The 15933-nt window shown below is 45.0% G+C and carries 13 protein-coding genes, 1 tRNA gene and 1 other RNA gene; 1 reads left to right on the top strand and 14 read right to left on the bottom strand.

Features of this window, described 5'->3' with window-relative positions:
• Positions 1 to 87 precede the first annotated feature (87 nt).
• From NSQ20_RS00970 to NSQ20_RS00905, 14 genes are all read right to left on the bottom strand, one after another.
• Positions 88 to 1014 (bottom strand): metal-dependent hydrolase, encoded by a 927-nt coding sequence (locus tag NSQ20_RS00970; protein WP_036616243.1) that lies wholly within the window; start codon positions 1012 to 1014, stop codon positions 88 to 90.
• Positions 1015 to 1552: 538 nt separating this feature from the next.
• Positions 1553 to 1798, bottom strand: coding sequence for a hypothetical protein (locus tag NSQ20_RS00965; RefSeq protein ID WP_235200846.1), 246 nt, complete (start codon positions 1796 to 1798; stop codon positions 1553 to 1555).
• Between the two features lie 113 nt (positions 1799 to 1911).
• Positions 1912 to 2124 carry a dephospho-CoA kinase gene (locus tag NSQ20_RS00960; RefSeq protein WP_235200845.1) on the bottom strand — a complete coding sequence of 71 codons (213 nt, stop codon included), beginning with the start codon at positions 2122 to 2124 and terminating at the stop codon, positions 1912 to 1914.
• Positions 2117 to 2314, bottom strand: coding sequence for a hypothetical protein (locus NSQ20_RS00955; RefSeq protein WP_340031617.1), 198 nt, complete (start codon positions 2312 to 2314; stop codon positions 2117 to 2119). The genes NSQ20_RS00960 and NSQ20_RS00955 overlap by 8 nt, the downstream gene beginning before the upstream one ends.
• An 87-nt stretch (positions 2315 to 2401) precedes the next feature.
• Positions 2402 to 2766, bottom strand: a transfer-messenger RNA (tmRNA) gene (gene ssrA, locus NSQ20_RS00950).
• A 597-nt stretch (positions 2767 to 3363) separates the two neighbouring features.
• Positions 3364 to 3846 (bottom strand): SsrA-binding protein SmpB, encoded by a 483-nt coding sequence (smpB, locus tag NSQ20_RS00945; RefSeq protein WP_036674736.1) that lies wholly within the window; start codon positions 3844 to 3846, stop codon positions 3364 to 3366.
• 260 nt (positions 3847 to 4106) lie between these two features.
• Positions 4107 to 6902, bottom strand: a complete 2796-nt coding sequence (gene rnr / locus NSQ20_RS00940) for a ribonuclease R (protein ID WP_340031615.1) — start codon at positions 6900 to 6902, stop codon at positions 4107 to 4109.
• 560 nt (positions 6903 to 7462) lie between these two features.
• Positions 7463 to 7696: a preprotein translocase subunit SecG gene (gene secG / locus NSQ20_RS00935; protein ID WP_036616231.1), complete on the bottom strand. Its 234-nt coding sequence runs from the start codon at positions 7694 to 7696 to the stop codon at positions 7463 to 7465.
• Between the two features lie 211 nt (positions 7697 to 7907).
• On the bottom strand, positions 7908 to 9194 hold the full coding sequence (gene eno / locus NSQ20_RS00930) for a phosphopyruvate hydratase (protein ID WP_036616228.1): 1287 nt from the start codon (positions 9192 to 9194) through the stop codon (positions 7908 to 7910).
• A 239-nt stretch (positions 9195 to 9433) separates the two neighbouring features.
• Complete coding sequence (gpmI, locus tag NSQ20_RS00925; RefSeq protein ID WP_036616224.1) at positions 9434 to 10978, bottom strand: 2,3-bisphosphoglycerate-independent phosphoglycerate mutase; 1545 nt, start codon at positions 10976 to 10978, stop codon at positions 9434 to 9436.
• A gap of 1 nt (position 10979) precedes the next feature.
• Complete coding sequence (tpiA, locus tag NSQ20_RS00920; RefSeq protein WP_340031614.1) at positions 10980 to 11732, bottom strand: triose-phosphate isomerase; 753 nt, start codon at positions 11730 to 11732, stop codon at positions 10980 to 10982.
• Between the two features lie 36 nt (positions 11733 to 11768).
• Positions 11769 to 12950, bottom strand: a complete 1182-nt coding sequence (locus tag NSQ20_RS00915) for a phosphoglycerate kinase (protein WP_036616219.1) — start codon at positions 12948 to 12950, stop codon at positions 11769 to 11771.
• A gap of 151 nt (positions 12951 to 13101) precedes the next feature.
• The gene (gap, locus tag NSQ20_RS00910; protein ID WP_017691243.1) at positions 13102 to 14109 is read right to left on the bottom strand and encodes a type I glyceraldehyde-3-phosphate dehydrogenase; all 1008 of its coding nucleotides are present in this window, start codon (positions 14107 to 14109) and stop codon (positions 13102 to 13104) included.
• 106 nt (positions 14110 to 14215) lie between these two features.
• Positions 14216 to 15241 (bottom strand): sugar-binding domain-containing protein, encoded by a 1026-nt coding sequence (locus tag NSQ20_RS00905; protein WP_036616216.1) that lies wholly within the window; start codon positions 15239 to 15241, stop codon positions 14216 to 14218.
• A 458-nt stretch (positions 15242 to 15699) separates the two neighbouring features.
• On the opposite strand from NSQ20_RS00905, the gene NSQ20_RS00900 reads away from it, so the two are divergent.
• Positions 15700 to 15774: transfer RNA gene (locus NSQ20_RS00900), tRNA-Arg, on the top strand.
• The last annotated feature ends 159 nt before the right edge of the window (positions 15775 to 15933 follow it).

Raw genomic sequence — 15933 nt, 5'->3', positions numbered from 1 at the left:
CATCAACTTATGTTACAAAGATTATAGCATAAACAGAAAAACCACCAACCAGACCGCTGGTTGATGGTGGATAGAAACTGTAGAAAACTATTGCGGTATAACTTCTTCCCACTGACCATTGGTGGTTTCTTTGTAGGTAAGAAGGTTTCCATCATACTTTCCCTGAATAAAGTTAGAACCCGCTTCTTTCCATTCCTTAGTAACAGATATCACAACTTTAGAATCCTGTAAATTTATTGAAACATACTTTCCTCTTGATAAATTTATCTCAAAGGCTACTGGATAAAAATCGTACCAGAATAGTTTGTCTGATTTCTCTCCCAGTATACCCGCATCACCACCTTTAGAGAAATGAGGACTGATGACTCGAAACCTGAACTCTAACCACTTTCTGGGATCTAAAGGAAATTCATAATGACTATCGGGCTCCACTATAATATATGACTTTTCAGGAACTGGGTGTTGAACTTGAACTTTGTGCTCGATTATTTCTTTGGATATTATTCGAAAAACTAAATATACCAATATGAATAGTATCGAAGTAATTACAGGTAATTTAGGCTTGTTCCTCAAAAAAACACTCAATCCAAGACCAATAATTAACGGAAACCATATCCATGGATCTCCCAATGTAATGGCTTCCATAATATATGATTTATCGCTAAAGGGATAGAATGCTGGTAAATCATGTCCCATATAGTCTAAAAATAAGTGTCCAAACAAGACAGACAAAATAGAAGATCCCCAGATTAATTTGAAACTTGTCTTTTTATAGAACAGTTTTGTCAAATATGCTATTCCTAAAGCTAAAAGGGGTGTAAACAATATAGAATGGGACCACGGAGCTACACTTCTATCCCCAAAAATATCAGGAATTATTCCACACAGAGCACCCGAACATAGACATATCATAAGATTTTTCCATGTATCCCTTGGCAAAAAGCAATATGCAATTACCGCCCCAAGAAGAGCATGTGATAGAACATGAAAAAACAAATATAAATACGGATCCAAAATAACTACTCCTTTACTCTATTATTATAAATATTGTATTTAATGTTAAACATTATATATTATTTTTTCATATAAAAGACCTGAGAGTCGAACCTCTTCCAAAGGTCTGCGGGGAGTAGTCTCTGTATGGATGTTACCTAATAATTTCTTAATACTAAATTCGAGCACAAATCAACGTAGGCTCCACAAAATAGAATCAACAAGCTATTAAAAATCCTCATAACAATGGATGGCCCGTATGTATTTTCTATTATCATAATTTGGTCTAGGTAAAGCAGGCTATAGATACCTATGTACGTTTCAGAACCTAAATGTACCTAATAAACTTTCTGAGAGCTGCTTTCGACCTATATATACCTCGATTTCCTCCATTTATATAATTTAGGTTATTATATCATAAAATAAAAATCCACCAACCAGAACAATGGTTGGTGGATTTTGCTTACTCTAATGGAGGTGAGGGGGTATCGAACCCATGTCCGAAGATAACGGCACAAAAGCTTCTACGGGTATAGTCACTGCTGTGATGTCCCGTGTATCAGTAACCCACAAGAACAGGATTAGCCCAAGCAGGTATGGACTCAACACAATAGATCAATTTACTCTGTATGATTTCTGCAACAATTAAAGGCTCGTATGTATTATCAATGATGATAACCTGATCTGCGATGGCTAGAGCCGGTTTAAGGTTCTTCAATGACTGGTCATATCGATAACGAATGTCTTCTTCTGCAATCCAATGTCCACCTTGTTCAACACGAGAGGCTACACGATCTATATGCATTTGAACATCCTCAAGACCGATATAATAAACGACAATTTCATAATTGTTTTCTTTTGCTATTTCCATATGTTTTAAAACAAATGATCCGGACAATGTCGTTTCAATAGCGAAGTTTACACCACTTTAATGAGAGATCGGATTCTTTTCACAGCTTCCCTGCCAGCAGACAGGTCAGCACTGCGCGGATTCTCTGGCTTCAACTCTCTTGCAATTTGATCCGGATCAACCAGTTCACCAAGCCACTCTCTCATTTGCATACTGAGTGTACTTTTCCCTGCTCCATTTGTACCCGCAAACACAGTCATGACTGGTCTGATTTCACTCATGATATTTAAACTCCTGCCGTTTTCCAGTAGCATCAAATGTAATTTCGAATTTATTACCGGCAGCATCCTCACGAACGCGTTTGTTGTTCTTTATATAATAAATAGAGGCACCTGATTCTTTAGCTTGTTTCCGTGCATGTTGATTTGCTTTTTTCAAAATCTCTTGGAGCTGTTCTCGATTTCCCAACACTTGAAGTCCCCCAATCTAAATTTCTGTTTATTATATCATAAACTAAAAAACCACCAACCAGATTACTAGTTGATGGTTTCTTGACTCTAATGGAGGCGAGGGGAGTCGAACCCCTGTCCGAAGATAACGGCACATAAGCTTCTACGGGTGTAGTCACAGTTTTGATGTCACCCGAGTATCGCCCCGTAACCGGCTATACGTTGGGTCAGCCTGATTGTCTTCTTCAGCACACCCCAGGCGGAGATGTGACAGCGTATCCCACTACTAGTTAGCCCCTATCCCTGTCACATGGGCAATGCAGGGTAGAAGCACGCACACAGTTTCTTAGGCTGCGAAAGCGTAGTTTGTTTGTTGTTTGCCGTTTAATAGGCTTTAGCGTTGATAAAGCGGACGCGTCCCCACTACCCGCTACCCATGCTCGAACTATCCCCGTCGAATCCATAAACGCCCCCTCAATGAAGAAGGGCTCCAGGATTAATCCGTGAATACGGAGCAAAGGTGCTACACATCTTTTTCCTCCAAGGTAAAAAGATGCTTCTTTCAAACTCGGCATTCCTGTCTGCTACATGAGTAATCATAACACAGGACACATCACCGAAATAGTGCAGATTGCTGGAAGACATTCCAGCGGGCTGAGCATGTGTACAAGGTTATCCAATACAATAGGCTCAATCGTCTACATATTATACCGCGTCGCCAATCGGAAGTAAAGTTTACCCAGATCGGCTCACGAACAACGGCACCTAAGTATCTTACCCACGTTTCAGGCAAACTACGCAAAAGCTAAAAATTTAGATTCATCAACGCGCCAAGCTCCATGCTCCTACCGACTTCACTTCAACACATATCAAAGGAAATCACCACACAATACGATACACTTCACACCAACTCACACCACATCCCCTTTCCACTAAAAATAAAAAAGCCTCAATCTTGCCCATTGCAGGACAAACCTTGAGACTTCTTAACTCATACATCAATCTTCCTAACTTCATCACAAAAAATATCTTCTACACTGAAAAGTAAAGCATTTACGCCCAGCGCTCCACTTAACGCGCAACCTTCTGCTTCTCGCGCAGTACCCGTTGGATATCACGTTGAGCATCGCGCTTCGCGGCAGTCTCCCGTTTATCATACTGCTTCTTACCTTTACCCAGTCCGAGCAAAAGCTTTGCATAACCATTGCGGATATAGATCTTCAGCGGCACAATGCTGTACCCATCCTGTTTCGACAGCCCAAGCAACTTATGGATCTGCACTTTATGCATCAACAACTTGCGCGTACGTGTTGGATCAAGCGGATTATTTCGGTTCCCTTGTTCAAAAGGACTAATATGCATATTGTGAATATGAATCTCACCGTTTCGAATCGTGGCAAATGCATCACCAATATTCGCACGGCCGTTACGAAGAGATTTGATCTCCGTTCCGGTAAGCACCATGCCCGCTTCATACGTATCTTCAATGAAGTAGTCATGGGAAGCCTTTTTATTCTGTGCGAGCACTTTACTCTGTCCATCATTCTTGCCCATGTCCTCACTCCTTCTCCGTAAAATAAGCCGGTACCATGCTCTATAGCAGCGCACCCAATGTTGCACCAAGGTACCACGTGCCAGACCTTAATTGTAGCAAGTACGGCTGTTAAAATCAAGAAAGAGGCGACCTCTGCCGCCCCTCCTCATTACACCACTTCCAGACTGTGCGAAACAACACACCGGCTGAAGTGGCTATTTTCTCCAACGATTAACCTGAAGGAACGAATTGTAATCCATCTCTCCAAGTTACGTTAGCTTTATTTTTTCTTTTTCCGTACAAAAGCTGCCGTGCCGTTACCAGCTGCACTTTTGCTCTTCTTCCGCTTGCGTCGTGGTGCTCCGCTTTCCTGAGCGCCACCAGGAGTTGCATTCTCTCCAATAAATACGCCGCTTGGCGAAGTGTTTTTGCGCCCACTTCCGCCTTTGCCACCTTTACCGCCGCCCTTGCCGGACTTAAAGCTTCCTTCACCGCGACCGCTGCCGCTGTTCAGGCCACTTCCTTGTCCATCGGTTGAACTACTATCCGATCCACCCGATGTAGAGCTATATCCGCCTTTACCTGAGCCAAAACCAAAGCTCACCGCGCCTTTGCCCCGACCAGTTGATCCACCAGCATCACCAGCACGACGCTCACTTTTAGGTTTGCCGCCGCCTTTACCTGCGTAGCCACCAGATGAGCCTGCGCCCGCGCCTGCACTTGCTGCTCCACCGCGACCGCCACGTCCACCTTTGCTGCTTTCTTCCGTTGATCTGCCACCAAGGCTGGCTCCAGCACCTGCCGAACTGCCTTTGCCGCCACGTGAACCGCCGAAACCACCCGGTCCACCCTTGGCACCGCCGCGACCGCCACCACTTGCTGGGCGTCCACCTTTACCGCCACGTCCGCCACCGAAGCCGCCAGGACGTTCACCGCGAGGTTTCATATCTACCATTTCAAAATCAATCGTATACTCTTCCATGCTTACACGTGCCACACGGATCTTCACTTCATCACCGATGCGGAAGACTTTCGAGGTACGTTCACCAATCAGAGCCATATGCTGATCGTCAAAATGGTAATAGTCGTCCGTGAGTGCGCTCAGGCGAATCAAGCCTTCAACCGTGTTTTCCAACTCAATGAACATACCAAAGCTGGTCACACTGCTGATCATGCCTTCGAACTCTTCGCCTACTTTGTCGAGCATGTACTCGGCTTTTTTCATTTTCTCCGTATCCCGCTCAGCTTCTACCGCCACACGTTCACGTTCAGAAGACTGCTGCGCAATATCGGACATACGTGCTGCCAAATACTCCTGACGGTTCTCCGGCAATGCACCATTATTTTCAATGACTTCGCGAATCACCCGGTGAATGACAAGATCGGGATAACGACGAATTGGAGACGTAAAGTGACTATAGAATTCTGCCGCGAGGCCAAAGTGACCCGACATTTCAGAATCATACTTCGCCTGTTTCATCGAACGGAGCATCATCGTACTAATCACAGTTTGTTCTTTCGTTTCTTTGATATCCTCAAGCAACGATTGAAGCGCACGTGGATGAATCGCATTGCCACGTCCTTTGACCTGGTGTCCAAAATTCGCCGCAAAGGCGAGGAAATTTTGCAGTTTTTCCTGATCGGGATCTTCGTGCACACGATAGATGAACGGAACCTTCAACCAATGGAAATGCTCTGCCACTGTTTCGTTCGCTGCCAACATGAATTCCTCAATGATTTGCTCGGCAATCGAACGCTCCCGTTTCACGATATCTACCGGTTTGCATTCTGCGTCCACAATGATTTTGGATTCTTCAAAATCAAAGTCAACCGCACCACGGCGCATACGCATAGCACGCAGCTTCAAGGCAATCTCTTTCATCAGATGGAAATCATCTACCAGATCCTTATAACGTTCGAGCAATTCCGGCTCTTCACCTTCAAGGATTTTACGGACGTTGGAATACGTCATCCGCTCTTTGGTTTTGATTACACTCGTGAAAATATCATGTTTAACAACCTTCATCTGGTCGTTAAACTCCATCTCACAAGACAGGGTCAGGCGGTCTACCTGGGGGTTCAAACTACAGATTCCGTTGGACAGACGTTGTGGCAGCATAGGAATAACCCGGTCTACCAGATACACACTGCATCCACGGTTGTAGGCTTCCTGATCCAGCTTGGAATTCTCCTGCACATAATAGCCAACGTCGGCAATATGAACACCCAGACGGTAGTTCCCGTTAGGCAGTTTCTCTACATTTACAGCATCATCCAGATCCTTGGCATCTTCGCCATCAATCGTGACAATGTTAAGTCCGCGCAGATCACGGCGACCCTGTTGTACAATCTCTTCATCCGTGATGGAGTCGGGTGCTTTTTCCGCCTCTTCTACCACTTCATCAGGGAAAGCTTCAGGCAACTGATGCTTGCGAATGACGGACAAAATATCAATACCCGGCTCATCCTTATGACCGAGAATCTCGATCACTTCACCTTCGGCAGCCGCACGGCCCTCCGGATAGCTGACGATCTTGGCTACGACCTTCTGTCCATCAACCGCCCCAGCAAAGTTGGTACGTGGGATGAAAATATCGCGATTAATCCGTTTATCATCCGGAATGACAAATCCGTACACCTCATGGCTCTGGAACACACCAACGACTTGTGTCACAGCACGAGTAACAATACGGACGATCTCACCCTCCAAACGACCACCTGAAGGTCCTTGAGATGTGACTTTAACCAATACCGTATCACCATTCATCGCACTTTTCATATCATTGGCGTGAATGTACACATCCGGGTGCTCCCGATCCTCAGGGATAAGGAAAGCGAAACCTTTGGCGTGAGCCTGTAAACGTCCACGTACCAAATCCATGCGCTCTGGCATGCCATAGCGATTGTTGCGGGTCAGCAAAACTTTACCGGATTCCTCCAGCGTATTAAGCATAATCAAAAAAGCTTTGAAATCAGCTGCATCTTCAATAGCGAAGTGCTGTTCCAACTCCTGATAAGTCATAGGTTTATAAGCGGTATCCCGCATGAAGTCGAGCAATTGTTGTTCTGTTATCATTAATATATTCACCTCGGGAAACATAAAAGTGTAAGCAAGTCTCATCTCTTTATGTATCGGAATTCTTACCTTTTTCATGCAATACAATATCATTGCTGTGAAGAGTGTAGTAGTACAACCATACTATCTCATACCCTAGTATACACGAATTCAATCCGGCCCATCCGTACCTCGCAAAAAAACCACAGTTGCCGGGCGCTCCTCTAAAATCACGCTTTCACGTATCTCTACAGCATTTTATGCGATACACGTGCTGTGCGCATCTGGAAAAGGACTACATCCGAAAATTTTCTGTACACATGACATTCATTATAGGGAGTGAGTTCGCGTAACGAATAAGCGAGGGACATACCATACATGATAGGGGTGTGTTGCATGTTAAGGAAGGAAAACCAAACAGAAGTGAGAAGAAGACCGAAAATCATGGAGTCTATAGATTAAATTGTTGGAAAAGTTTGGACGCGTAAGAATTTATTAAAAAACCCCCGTTTCTTCACGAAACGAAGGTTCATCAATTAAGCCATTAGCTTAAGCTATTCATTGAACAGCAGTTCCGAATCTTACTTGGAAACCACCGTAACAACAATAGACAAAATCATAAATCCTGCACCCAGTACCACCGTTGCACGTTGCAGGAAGAGATCCAATCCGCGCGCTTTCGTTTTACCGAAAAGATGTTCCGCACCACCGGAGATGGCACCCGCCAAACCAGCGCTTTTCCCGTGCTGCAGCAATACTACAGTGATTAGACCGATCGAGAAAACAACGAGCAGCAATTTCAAAGCAATATCCATTCTTTCCACCTCCTACCCATGTGGGCATACATCTCACCATAAAAACAGTTACTTTAATTGTAACATAGCTATGGTTGTACTACAAGTAGTACAGGTTTTACAATGCCCTAAATTTCACCATCTGCGTGATCCTTACGTTATACCATTACTTCGTTGCAATAAAAAAGACAAGCCGGTTACCCGGCTTGCCCGTAAAAGCTGGATATCCAGCTTATTTTTTAAGGTTGTAGAATCCTTTAAGACCATTGTATTGAGCCAGTTCACCCAGTTGATCCTCAATGCGGAGCAATTGGTTGTACTTCGCGATACGGTCTGTACGGGAAGGAGCACCCGTTTTGATTTGACCAGCGTTAGTTGCAACAGCGATATCAGCAATTGTGCTGTCTTCGGACTCACCGGAACGGTGAGAGATTACAGCTGTGTATCCTGCGCGTTTAGCCATTTCGATTGCATCAAATGTTTCAGTCAATGTACCGATTTGGTTAACTTTGATCAGGATGGAGTTACCGATACCTTCGTTGATACCTCTGCCCAGACGCTCAGTATTTGTTACGAACAGGTCATCACCAACGAGTTGTACTTTGTCTCCCAATTTCTCAGTGAGCAATTTCCAACCATCCCAGTCATCTTCGGACATACCGTCTTCGATTGTGATGATTGGGTATTTCTCAACCCATGAAGCCAGAAGATCAACATACTCAGCGGAAGTGTAAGATTTACCTTCACCAGCAAGTGTGTACTTACCATCTTTGTAGAACTCAGTGGAAGCAACGTCCATACCCAAGAATACGTCAACGCCTGGTTTGTAACCAGCTTTTTCAATTGCTTCGATGATTGTAGTGATTGCTTCTTCGTTCGAACCAAGGTTCGGTGCAAAACCACCTTCGTCACCTACAGCTGTATTCAAGCCTTTGGAGCTCAATACAGATTTCAGGTTGTGGAAGATTTCTGCCCCTACGCGAAGAGCTTCTTTGAAGCTTGGTGCTCCAACTGGAAGAACCATGAACTCTTGAACGTCGATGTTGTTGTCAGCATGCTCACCACCGTTGATGATGTTCATCATTGGAACTGGCAATGCTTTAGCGTTGAATCCGCCCAAGTAAACGTACAATGGCAGGTCCAGAGCGTCAGCAGCTGCGCGAGCTACTGCCATGGATACAGCCAGGATTGCGTTAGCGCCCAGTTTACCTTTGTTTGGCGTACCATCCAAAGTGATCATCAATTTGTCGATACCCAGTTGATCCAATGCATCCATACCGATAACTTCTGGAGCGATTGTTTCGTTTACGTTTTTAACAGCTTGCAGAACGCCTTTACCGAGGTAACGGGATTTGTCGCCATCGCGAAGCTCAACGGCTTCGTGGGCACCAGTGGATGCACCGGATGGAACGATTGCGCGTCCGATTGCACCGGACTCCAGGTATACTTCAACTTCTACTGTAGGGTTACCGCGGGAGTCGAGGACTTCGCGAGCGTACACGTCAGAAATAATAGTCATTTGTGATAATCTCCTTTATAGTTGGGATTTAATTTTTGGACCAACTTGTGTTTGCTCTTATTTTACTACATCAGCAGAATCGTCTTCCAATCGCTGTTATCCCCTGATTTCTTTGAACTTATTTTCATAAGTTGAAATCATGTGATAAAGGCGAGCGCTTCGCTTCTTCAGACTATTTCTGCTGCCTTCGTTCAATGTGCAAACGCCAAACCGTCCAATTATATATGTTGTTGCGTAACTTATTTACGGGTAGCGATGACGGATGTACCTGTCATCTCAGCCGGTTTAGGCAATTGCATCAGGTCAAGGATCGTTGGCGCGATATCTGCCAGGATTCCGCCTTCACGCAGGGTTACATTTGCATCGGTAACGATGAATGGAACCGGGTTCGTTGTATGAGCTGTGAACGGACGTCCTTTCTCATCGAACACCATATCCGCGTTACCATGATCCGCCGTGATCAGTACAACGCCGCCTTTGGCAAGTACTGCATCCACAACACGGCCCATGCACTCATCTGTTACTTCAACCGCTTTGATGGTAGGCTCCAGCATGCCGGAGTGTCCAACCATGTCAGGGTTAGCAAAGTTCAGAATGATGGCGTCATGTTTGTCTGCTTCGATCTCGCGAACACATGCGTCAGCTACTTCATAAGCGCTCATCTCTGGTTGCAGATCATACGTTGCAACTTTTGGTGAGTTGATCAGTACACGAGTTTCGCCCGGAAGCTCCACATCACGACCGCCGCTGAAGAAGAAGGTAACGTGCGGGTATTTCTCAGTTTCTGCAATACGCAGTTGTTTTTTATTGTTCTGTACCAGAACTTCACCCAGCGTGTTGTCGAGGTTTTTCGGCGAATAAGCCACATAACCTTCAACTGTCTCGCTGAACAAAGTCAAGCATACAAAGTGCAAGCCCACAGGGAACTTCGGACCACGATCAAAACCGCGGAAATCCTGGTTCGTGAATACTTGCGACAACTGGATCGCACGGTCAGGACGGAAGTTGAGGAAGATAACGGAATCGCCGCTCTCAACCAAACCTACCGGCTCACCATCCGCTTTAACGATAACCGTTGGTTCAACGAATTCATCAAATACGGATTTCTCATACGATTCTTCAACCGCTTTGAGTGGATCAGTGTATTTTGGTCCATCTCCATAAACGATGGCACGGTATGATTTCTCAACCCGTTCCCAACGTTTGTCACGGTCCATCGCGTAATAGCGACCTTGAACCGTAGCGATTTTACCTACACCGACTTCTTCAATCTTGGCGATCAGTTTCTGCATGAAGTCTTTACCACTGTCTGGCATAACATCACGGCCATCCATGAAAGCATGAATATATACATCATTCATTCCTTCTTTTTTGGCCAGATCTAGCATAGCAAACAGGTGGTCGATGTGACTATGTACGCCGCCATCAGACAACAAGCCGTAGAGATGAAGTTTTTTGCCGCTTTGTTTCGCTTCGCGAACGGCTTTGACAAGTGTTTCATTGTCGTAGAACTCGCCGTCACGAATGGATTTGGAGATACGGGTCAAATCCTGGTATACGATCCGGCCGGCACCAATGTTCAGGTGACCTACCTCGGAATTTCCCATTTGCCCTTCTGGCAAACCTACAGCTTCACCGCAAGCAGTGAGCGTTGTATGTGGGAATTGGCTCATGAAACGGTCGTAGTTCGGTTTCTTGGCTTGCGCTACCGCATTGCCTTCCACCGTGTTACGCAGACCAAAGCCATCCATGATGATCAGTGCTACAGGTTTTGGAGCTGTCATCTTACTTCGCCCCCTCAACAAGCGCGATGAACGAAGCCGGCTGCAAGCTGGCACCGCCAACAAGTGCGCCGTCGATGTCGCTTTGTCCGAGGTATTCTGTTACGTTCTCTGGTTTAACACTGCCGCCGTATTGAATACGAACTGCATTCGCAACCGTCTCGTTGTACAGATCCTTCACTAGCGTACGGATGTAAGCAATAACTTCATTCGCATCTTGGGAAGTGGAGGATTTGCCTGTACCAATCGCCCAGATTGGCTCATAAGCGATAACAACTTGTGCCGCTTGCTCTGCAGACAGACCTGCAAAAGCAGCTACTGTTTGCACTTTGCATACGTCTTTTGTTTGGTTCGCTTCACGCTCTTCAAGCGTCTCACCAAGGCAGAAGATTGGAGTCAATCCGTGACGGAATGCTGCATGCAACTTTTTATTGACAGTCTCATCGGTTTCCGCAAAATATTGACGGCGCTCCGAGTGACCAATAATGACATAATCCACACCCAGGTCTTTCAGCATCACGCCGCTGATTTCACCTGTGAATGCACCGTTATCTTCAAAATGAAGATTTTGTGCACCAATTTTGATTTTTGTGCCTTTAACAGCTTCTACCAGGGATGGCAGATTTGTAAACGGTGCGCAGATTACAGTTTCCACGCCTTCAACTTCCGCTTTTCCTTTAACTTCCTGAATGAAGTCATTGGATTCGGAAACCGTTTTGAACATTTTCCAGTTACCTGCGATAATCGGTGTTCTCATGGGTTTCAACTCCTTCATGCTATAGGCTACTAAAACTTACTTGTCGTTCAATGCCACTACGCCTGGAAGTACTTTACCTTCCATGAACTCGAGCGATGCACCGCCACCTGTAGAGATGTGGTTCATCTTGTCAGCCAATTTGAACTTCTCAGCTGCTGCTGCGGAGTCACCGCCACCAATTACAGTGTAAGCTTCTGTCTCAGCGCAAGCTTCCGCTACTGCACGAGTACCGTGGGAGAATGGCTCGATTTCAAATACGCCCATTGGTCCGTTCCACACAACCAATTTGGAGTTTTTGATTACATCAGCATAGATCTCACGTGTTTTAGGACCGATGTCGATACCTTCCCAATCTGCTGGGATACCATCGATGTCAACGATTTGTGTGTTTGCTTTCGCACTGAAATCGTCAGACACTACGATATCTACCGGCAGGTAGAAGTTTTTGCCCAATTTTTTCGCTTTTTCGATAAAACCAAGAGCAACATCAAGTTTGGAGTCATCCAGCAAGGATTGTCCAATTTCATGTCCTTGTGCTTTGAAGAACGTGTAAGTCAGACCGCCACCGATGATTACGTTGTCTGCAATGTTCAGCAGGTTGTCGATTACATCGATTTTGTCCTTAACTTTGGATCCACCAATGATAGCTGTGAAAGGACGCTCAGGGTTGGAGATTGCTTTACCCAACACTTCAAGTTCTTTCTCCATCAACAAACCGGACACTGCTGGAAGCAAGTGAGCGATTCCTTCAGTCGAAGCGTGTGCTCTGTGAGCCGCGCCAAACGCATCGTTAACGAAAACGTCAGCCAGTTCAGCAAATTGTTTTGCCAGTTCCGGATCGTTTTTCTCTTCGCCTGCGTGGAAACGAACGTTTTCAAGCAACAATACGTCGCCGTTGTTCAGTTCAGCGATTTGAGCTTTAACAGCGTCACCAACAGAACCGTCAGCTTTAACAACTGTTTTACCAAGCAATTCAGACAAACGCTCAGCTGCTGGAGTCAAACGCAAGGATTCAACCACTTCGCCGTTAGGACGACCCATGTGGCTTGCCAAAATGACTTTAGCGCCTTTTTCAATCAAGAAGTTGATTGTAGGAAGCGTTGCACGAATACGTTTGTCATCTGTAATTTTACCATCTTCGAGCGGCACATTGAAATCTACACGGACAAAAGCCCGTTTTCCTGTCAATTCGATATCGCGTACACTTTTTTTGTTCATCTGTATTTCCTCCGCACCCATGTATTTGGTGGACCAATCAAGAGCTAAAATCCCTCGTCAATCCTGGTGTTTTTGAGAAATTTGCAAAATGTAGATATATAAAGAGCGGAAACAATATAGCATCTGTTTCCGCTCTATGTTATTACAGATATTACTTAATCATTTTTGCAAAGTGCTCCAAAGTGCGAACCAATTGTGCAGTGTAGGACATTTCATTGTCATACCAAGCTACAGTTTTAACCAATTGTTGGTCGCCAACAGTCAGAACTTTAGTTTGAGTTGCATCAAACAGGGAACCGAAAGTGATTCCTTGAATATCGGAAGATACGATTTCGTCTTCTGTGTATCCGAAAGTTTCTGGATCGGAAGCTTCTTGCATAGCTGCGTTAACTTCTTCAGCAGTTACTTTTTTGTTCAGAACAGTTACGAGCTCAGTCAGGGAACCAGTAGCTACTGGTACACGTTGAGCTGCACCATCAAGGATGCCTTGCAGTTCTGGGATTACCAGACCGATTGCTTTAGCAGCACCAGTTGTGTTAGGGATGATGTTTTCAGCTGCTGCGCGAGCACGACGGAAGTCACCTTTAGGGTGTGGAGCATCCAACGTGTTTTGGTCGCCAGTGTAAGCGTGAATTGTAGTCATCAAACCTTGAACGATTCCGAATTTGTCTTGCAGTGTTTTTGCCATAGGTGCCAGGCAGTTTGTTGTGCAAGATGCGCCGGAGATTACAGTTTCAGTACCGTCGAGGATTTCATGGTTTACGTTGTAAACGATGGTTTTCATGTCGCCAGTAGCTGGTGCGGAGATAACAACTTTCTTAGCTCCACCTTTCAAGTGTTTCTCAGCTGCTTCTTTAGTTGTGAAGAAACCAGTACATTCCAGAACGATATCTACGCCCAGGTCGCCCCAAGGAAGTTCTTCCGGGTTACGGTTAGCCAATACTTTAACTTCTTTGCCGTTCACTTTGAAGAAGCCATCGTGTACTTCAACATCGCCATCGAAGCGACCTTGAGTTGTATCATATTTGAGCAAATGAGCGAGCATTTTAGCGTCAGTCAAGTCGTTGATTGCTACTACCTCGATGCCTGCTACATTTTGAATACGGCGGAATGCCAAGCGTCCAATACGTCCAAAACCGTTAATACCTACTTTAATCATGAGTAAGTTCCTCCCAAGTTTTGATTAATTTTTTATGAAACTTATATATTCAAGACAGACGGTGAAGTCCGTCAAGACAACAATAGTTGTGATACAAAGTAAAACCTTATTCCATTTCAGCAACGATGACTTCGGCAGCAGCCTCATCAATAATCAGAATATCTTCCTGACCAAATCGTAACACGGAATGTATAGCAGCAGCTTTGCTTTTGCCACCTGCAATTCCAATCACAACATCGGTTCGTTCAATATCCTGAAGTCGCATACCCAATGTAAGCATGGTATGTACCACCTTACCCTGATCATTAAAGTAATAACCGAAAGATTCAGATACGGCCCCTTGCTCCTGAAGTTCATCTATAATCTCCGTCGCAAGTTTGCGTCTTTTGGCCATCTCTACGGCATCACCAATTCCATGAATAACAATCCGTGATTGCCTGATCAGCTGCAGAATCTCCTGAACACTAGGGTCCTGGATTAATGATTCATAGGCATGATCACTGAGCAAATCCGGTACATGCAGGAGTTTGTATTGCGCCCCTACCCGTTTTGCCATTGTGGATGCGATCGTATTAGCCTGAATTTCAAGGCTTTCTCCAAGTCCACCGCGTGCTGGTACGAACCAGACACCTTTGAGCGATGTTGGCGGATTTAGTTGTTCTGCGACTTCGGCCGTTGTTGAACCACCAGTAACGGCGACAACGTCGTTGTCACTCATGATATTGCCGAGAGCCTTCGCTCCGGCTCTGCCCAGTTCCCTTTTGGCAAATGGAGAAACGTCCGAATCACCAGGAACCACAACTACCTTTTGCAGACCGTAGGCTTGCTTGATGCGCTCTTCCAGCTCGGATAATCCGAACAGCTCTTTGGCTACGGGCTCTAACTGCTGCAGCAAATCATACCCTGCCTCACTGATCTTCATTCCTGCACTGTCAATTTCAATAAGTCCCTGAGCCTTTAACAGATCGGTCTCAGCCCTCAGAACCCGCTCGGTCATCTGCATGGAATTAGCTAACGTTCTCCGTCCGATCACATCCGATAACATGATCTGTTGCAGAATCGTATACCTCTTTTTCAAGATATCCATGAGATCAGGCAGAAGCTGCTTTTGTACTTCTAAAATCGTTCGCATGCTTTCCACTCCCGCAAGTTCTCGTTCTAAGCTCTCTTTCGTGGCCCTAAAACGTCCCGGGTTAACTTTTTAAGTCCCACGTCTATTCTACCTAAAACTGACGCGACATGCAAGTGTTTCAACGTGTTATTTCGACACGCATTCAGCGTTTGTACGCGCCTATTTTCACAATCCCAGACTTCCATGATCTAGGACTAGCTCACACATACCATATATAGAAGAAACAAATGAATTCAATCTACATATCGCTCAGAATTACATTTCATACGGCATGTCCAAAACCTCTAATAGCATTTACTTAAATGCACTCTTTATCCACTCTTCTTCATCATGATCATTTTTAGGTTAATCCAAACCAATACCACAACGAACTGCTTGCAATTAAATATTTCATGAGCTATAATCATTATTGCTGTCATATATTTAGAAAGCTACATAAATTGGTAGCAAATTAATGTGCGCCCGTGGTCCAATGGATATGACGTAGGCCTCCGAAGCCTGAGATCCAAGTTCGATTCTTGGCGGGCGCGCCATTTTTATTTAACAGCTCATAACCCATTTAACCAATGAAACCGGAAAGGTTTCTTTTTTTTGCAAGTTAGTTTGACTTTCTTTGACTTTTTGTTTGGAATTGTTTATTATGTGGGTAATACGGTAACAGTTTAAGTATAAACACCAATAACATTTACATT

Source organism: Paenibacillus sp. FSL K6-1122 (assembly GCF_037977015.1).
Classification (GTDB): Bacteria; Bacillota; Bacilli; order Paenibacillales; family Paenibacillaceae; genus Paenibacillus; species Paenibacillus amylolyticus.
Note: the sequence above shows the minus strand (reverse complement) of the source record. Positions and strands in the feature narration are given on the sequence as shown.

Coding starts and splice junctions, on each gene's coding strand:
- NSQ20_RS00965 (WP_235200846.1), bottom strand. CDS start 1,798: ATGCATATAGATCGTGTAGCCTCTCGTGTTGAACAAGGTGGACATTGG.
- NSQ20_RS00960 (WP_235200845.1), bottom strand. CDS start 2,124: ATGAGTGAAATCAGACCAGTCATGACTGTGTTTGCGGGTACAAATGGA.
- smpB (WP_036674736.1), bottom strand. CDS start 3,846: ATGGGCAAGAATGATGGACAGAGTAAAGTGCTCGCACAGAATAAAAAG.
- rnr (WP_340031615.1), bottom strand. CDS start 6,902: ATGATAACAGAACAACAATTGCTCGACTTCATGCGGGATACCGCTTAT.
- secG (WP_036616231.1), bottom strand. CDS start 7,696: ATGGATATTGCTTTGAAATTGCTGCTCGTTGTTTTCTCGATCGGTCTA.
- eno (WP_036616228.1), bottom strand. CDS start 9,194: ATGACTATTATTTCTGACGTGTACGCTCGCGAAGTCCTCGACTCCCGC.
- gpmI (WP_036616224.1), bottom strand. CDS start 10,978: ATGACAGCTCCAAAACCTGTAGCACTGATCATCATGGATGGCTTTGGT.
- tpiA (WP_340031614.1), bottom strand. CDS start 11,732: ATGAGAACACCGATTATCGCAGGTAACTGGAAAATGTTCAAAACGGTT.
- NSQ20_RS00915 (WP_036616219.1), bottom strand. CDS start 12,950: ATGAACAAAAAAAGTGTACGCGATATCGAATTGACAGGAAAACGGGCT.
- gap (WP_017691243.1), bottom strand. CDS start 14,109: ATGATTAAAGTAGGTATTAACGGTTTTGGACGTATTGGACGCTTGGCA.
- NSQ20_RS00905 (WP_036616216.1), bottom strand. CDS start 15,241: ATGCGAACGATTTTAGAAGTACAAAAGCAGCTTCTGCCTGATCTCATG.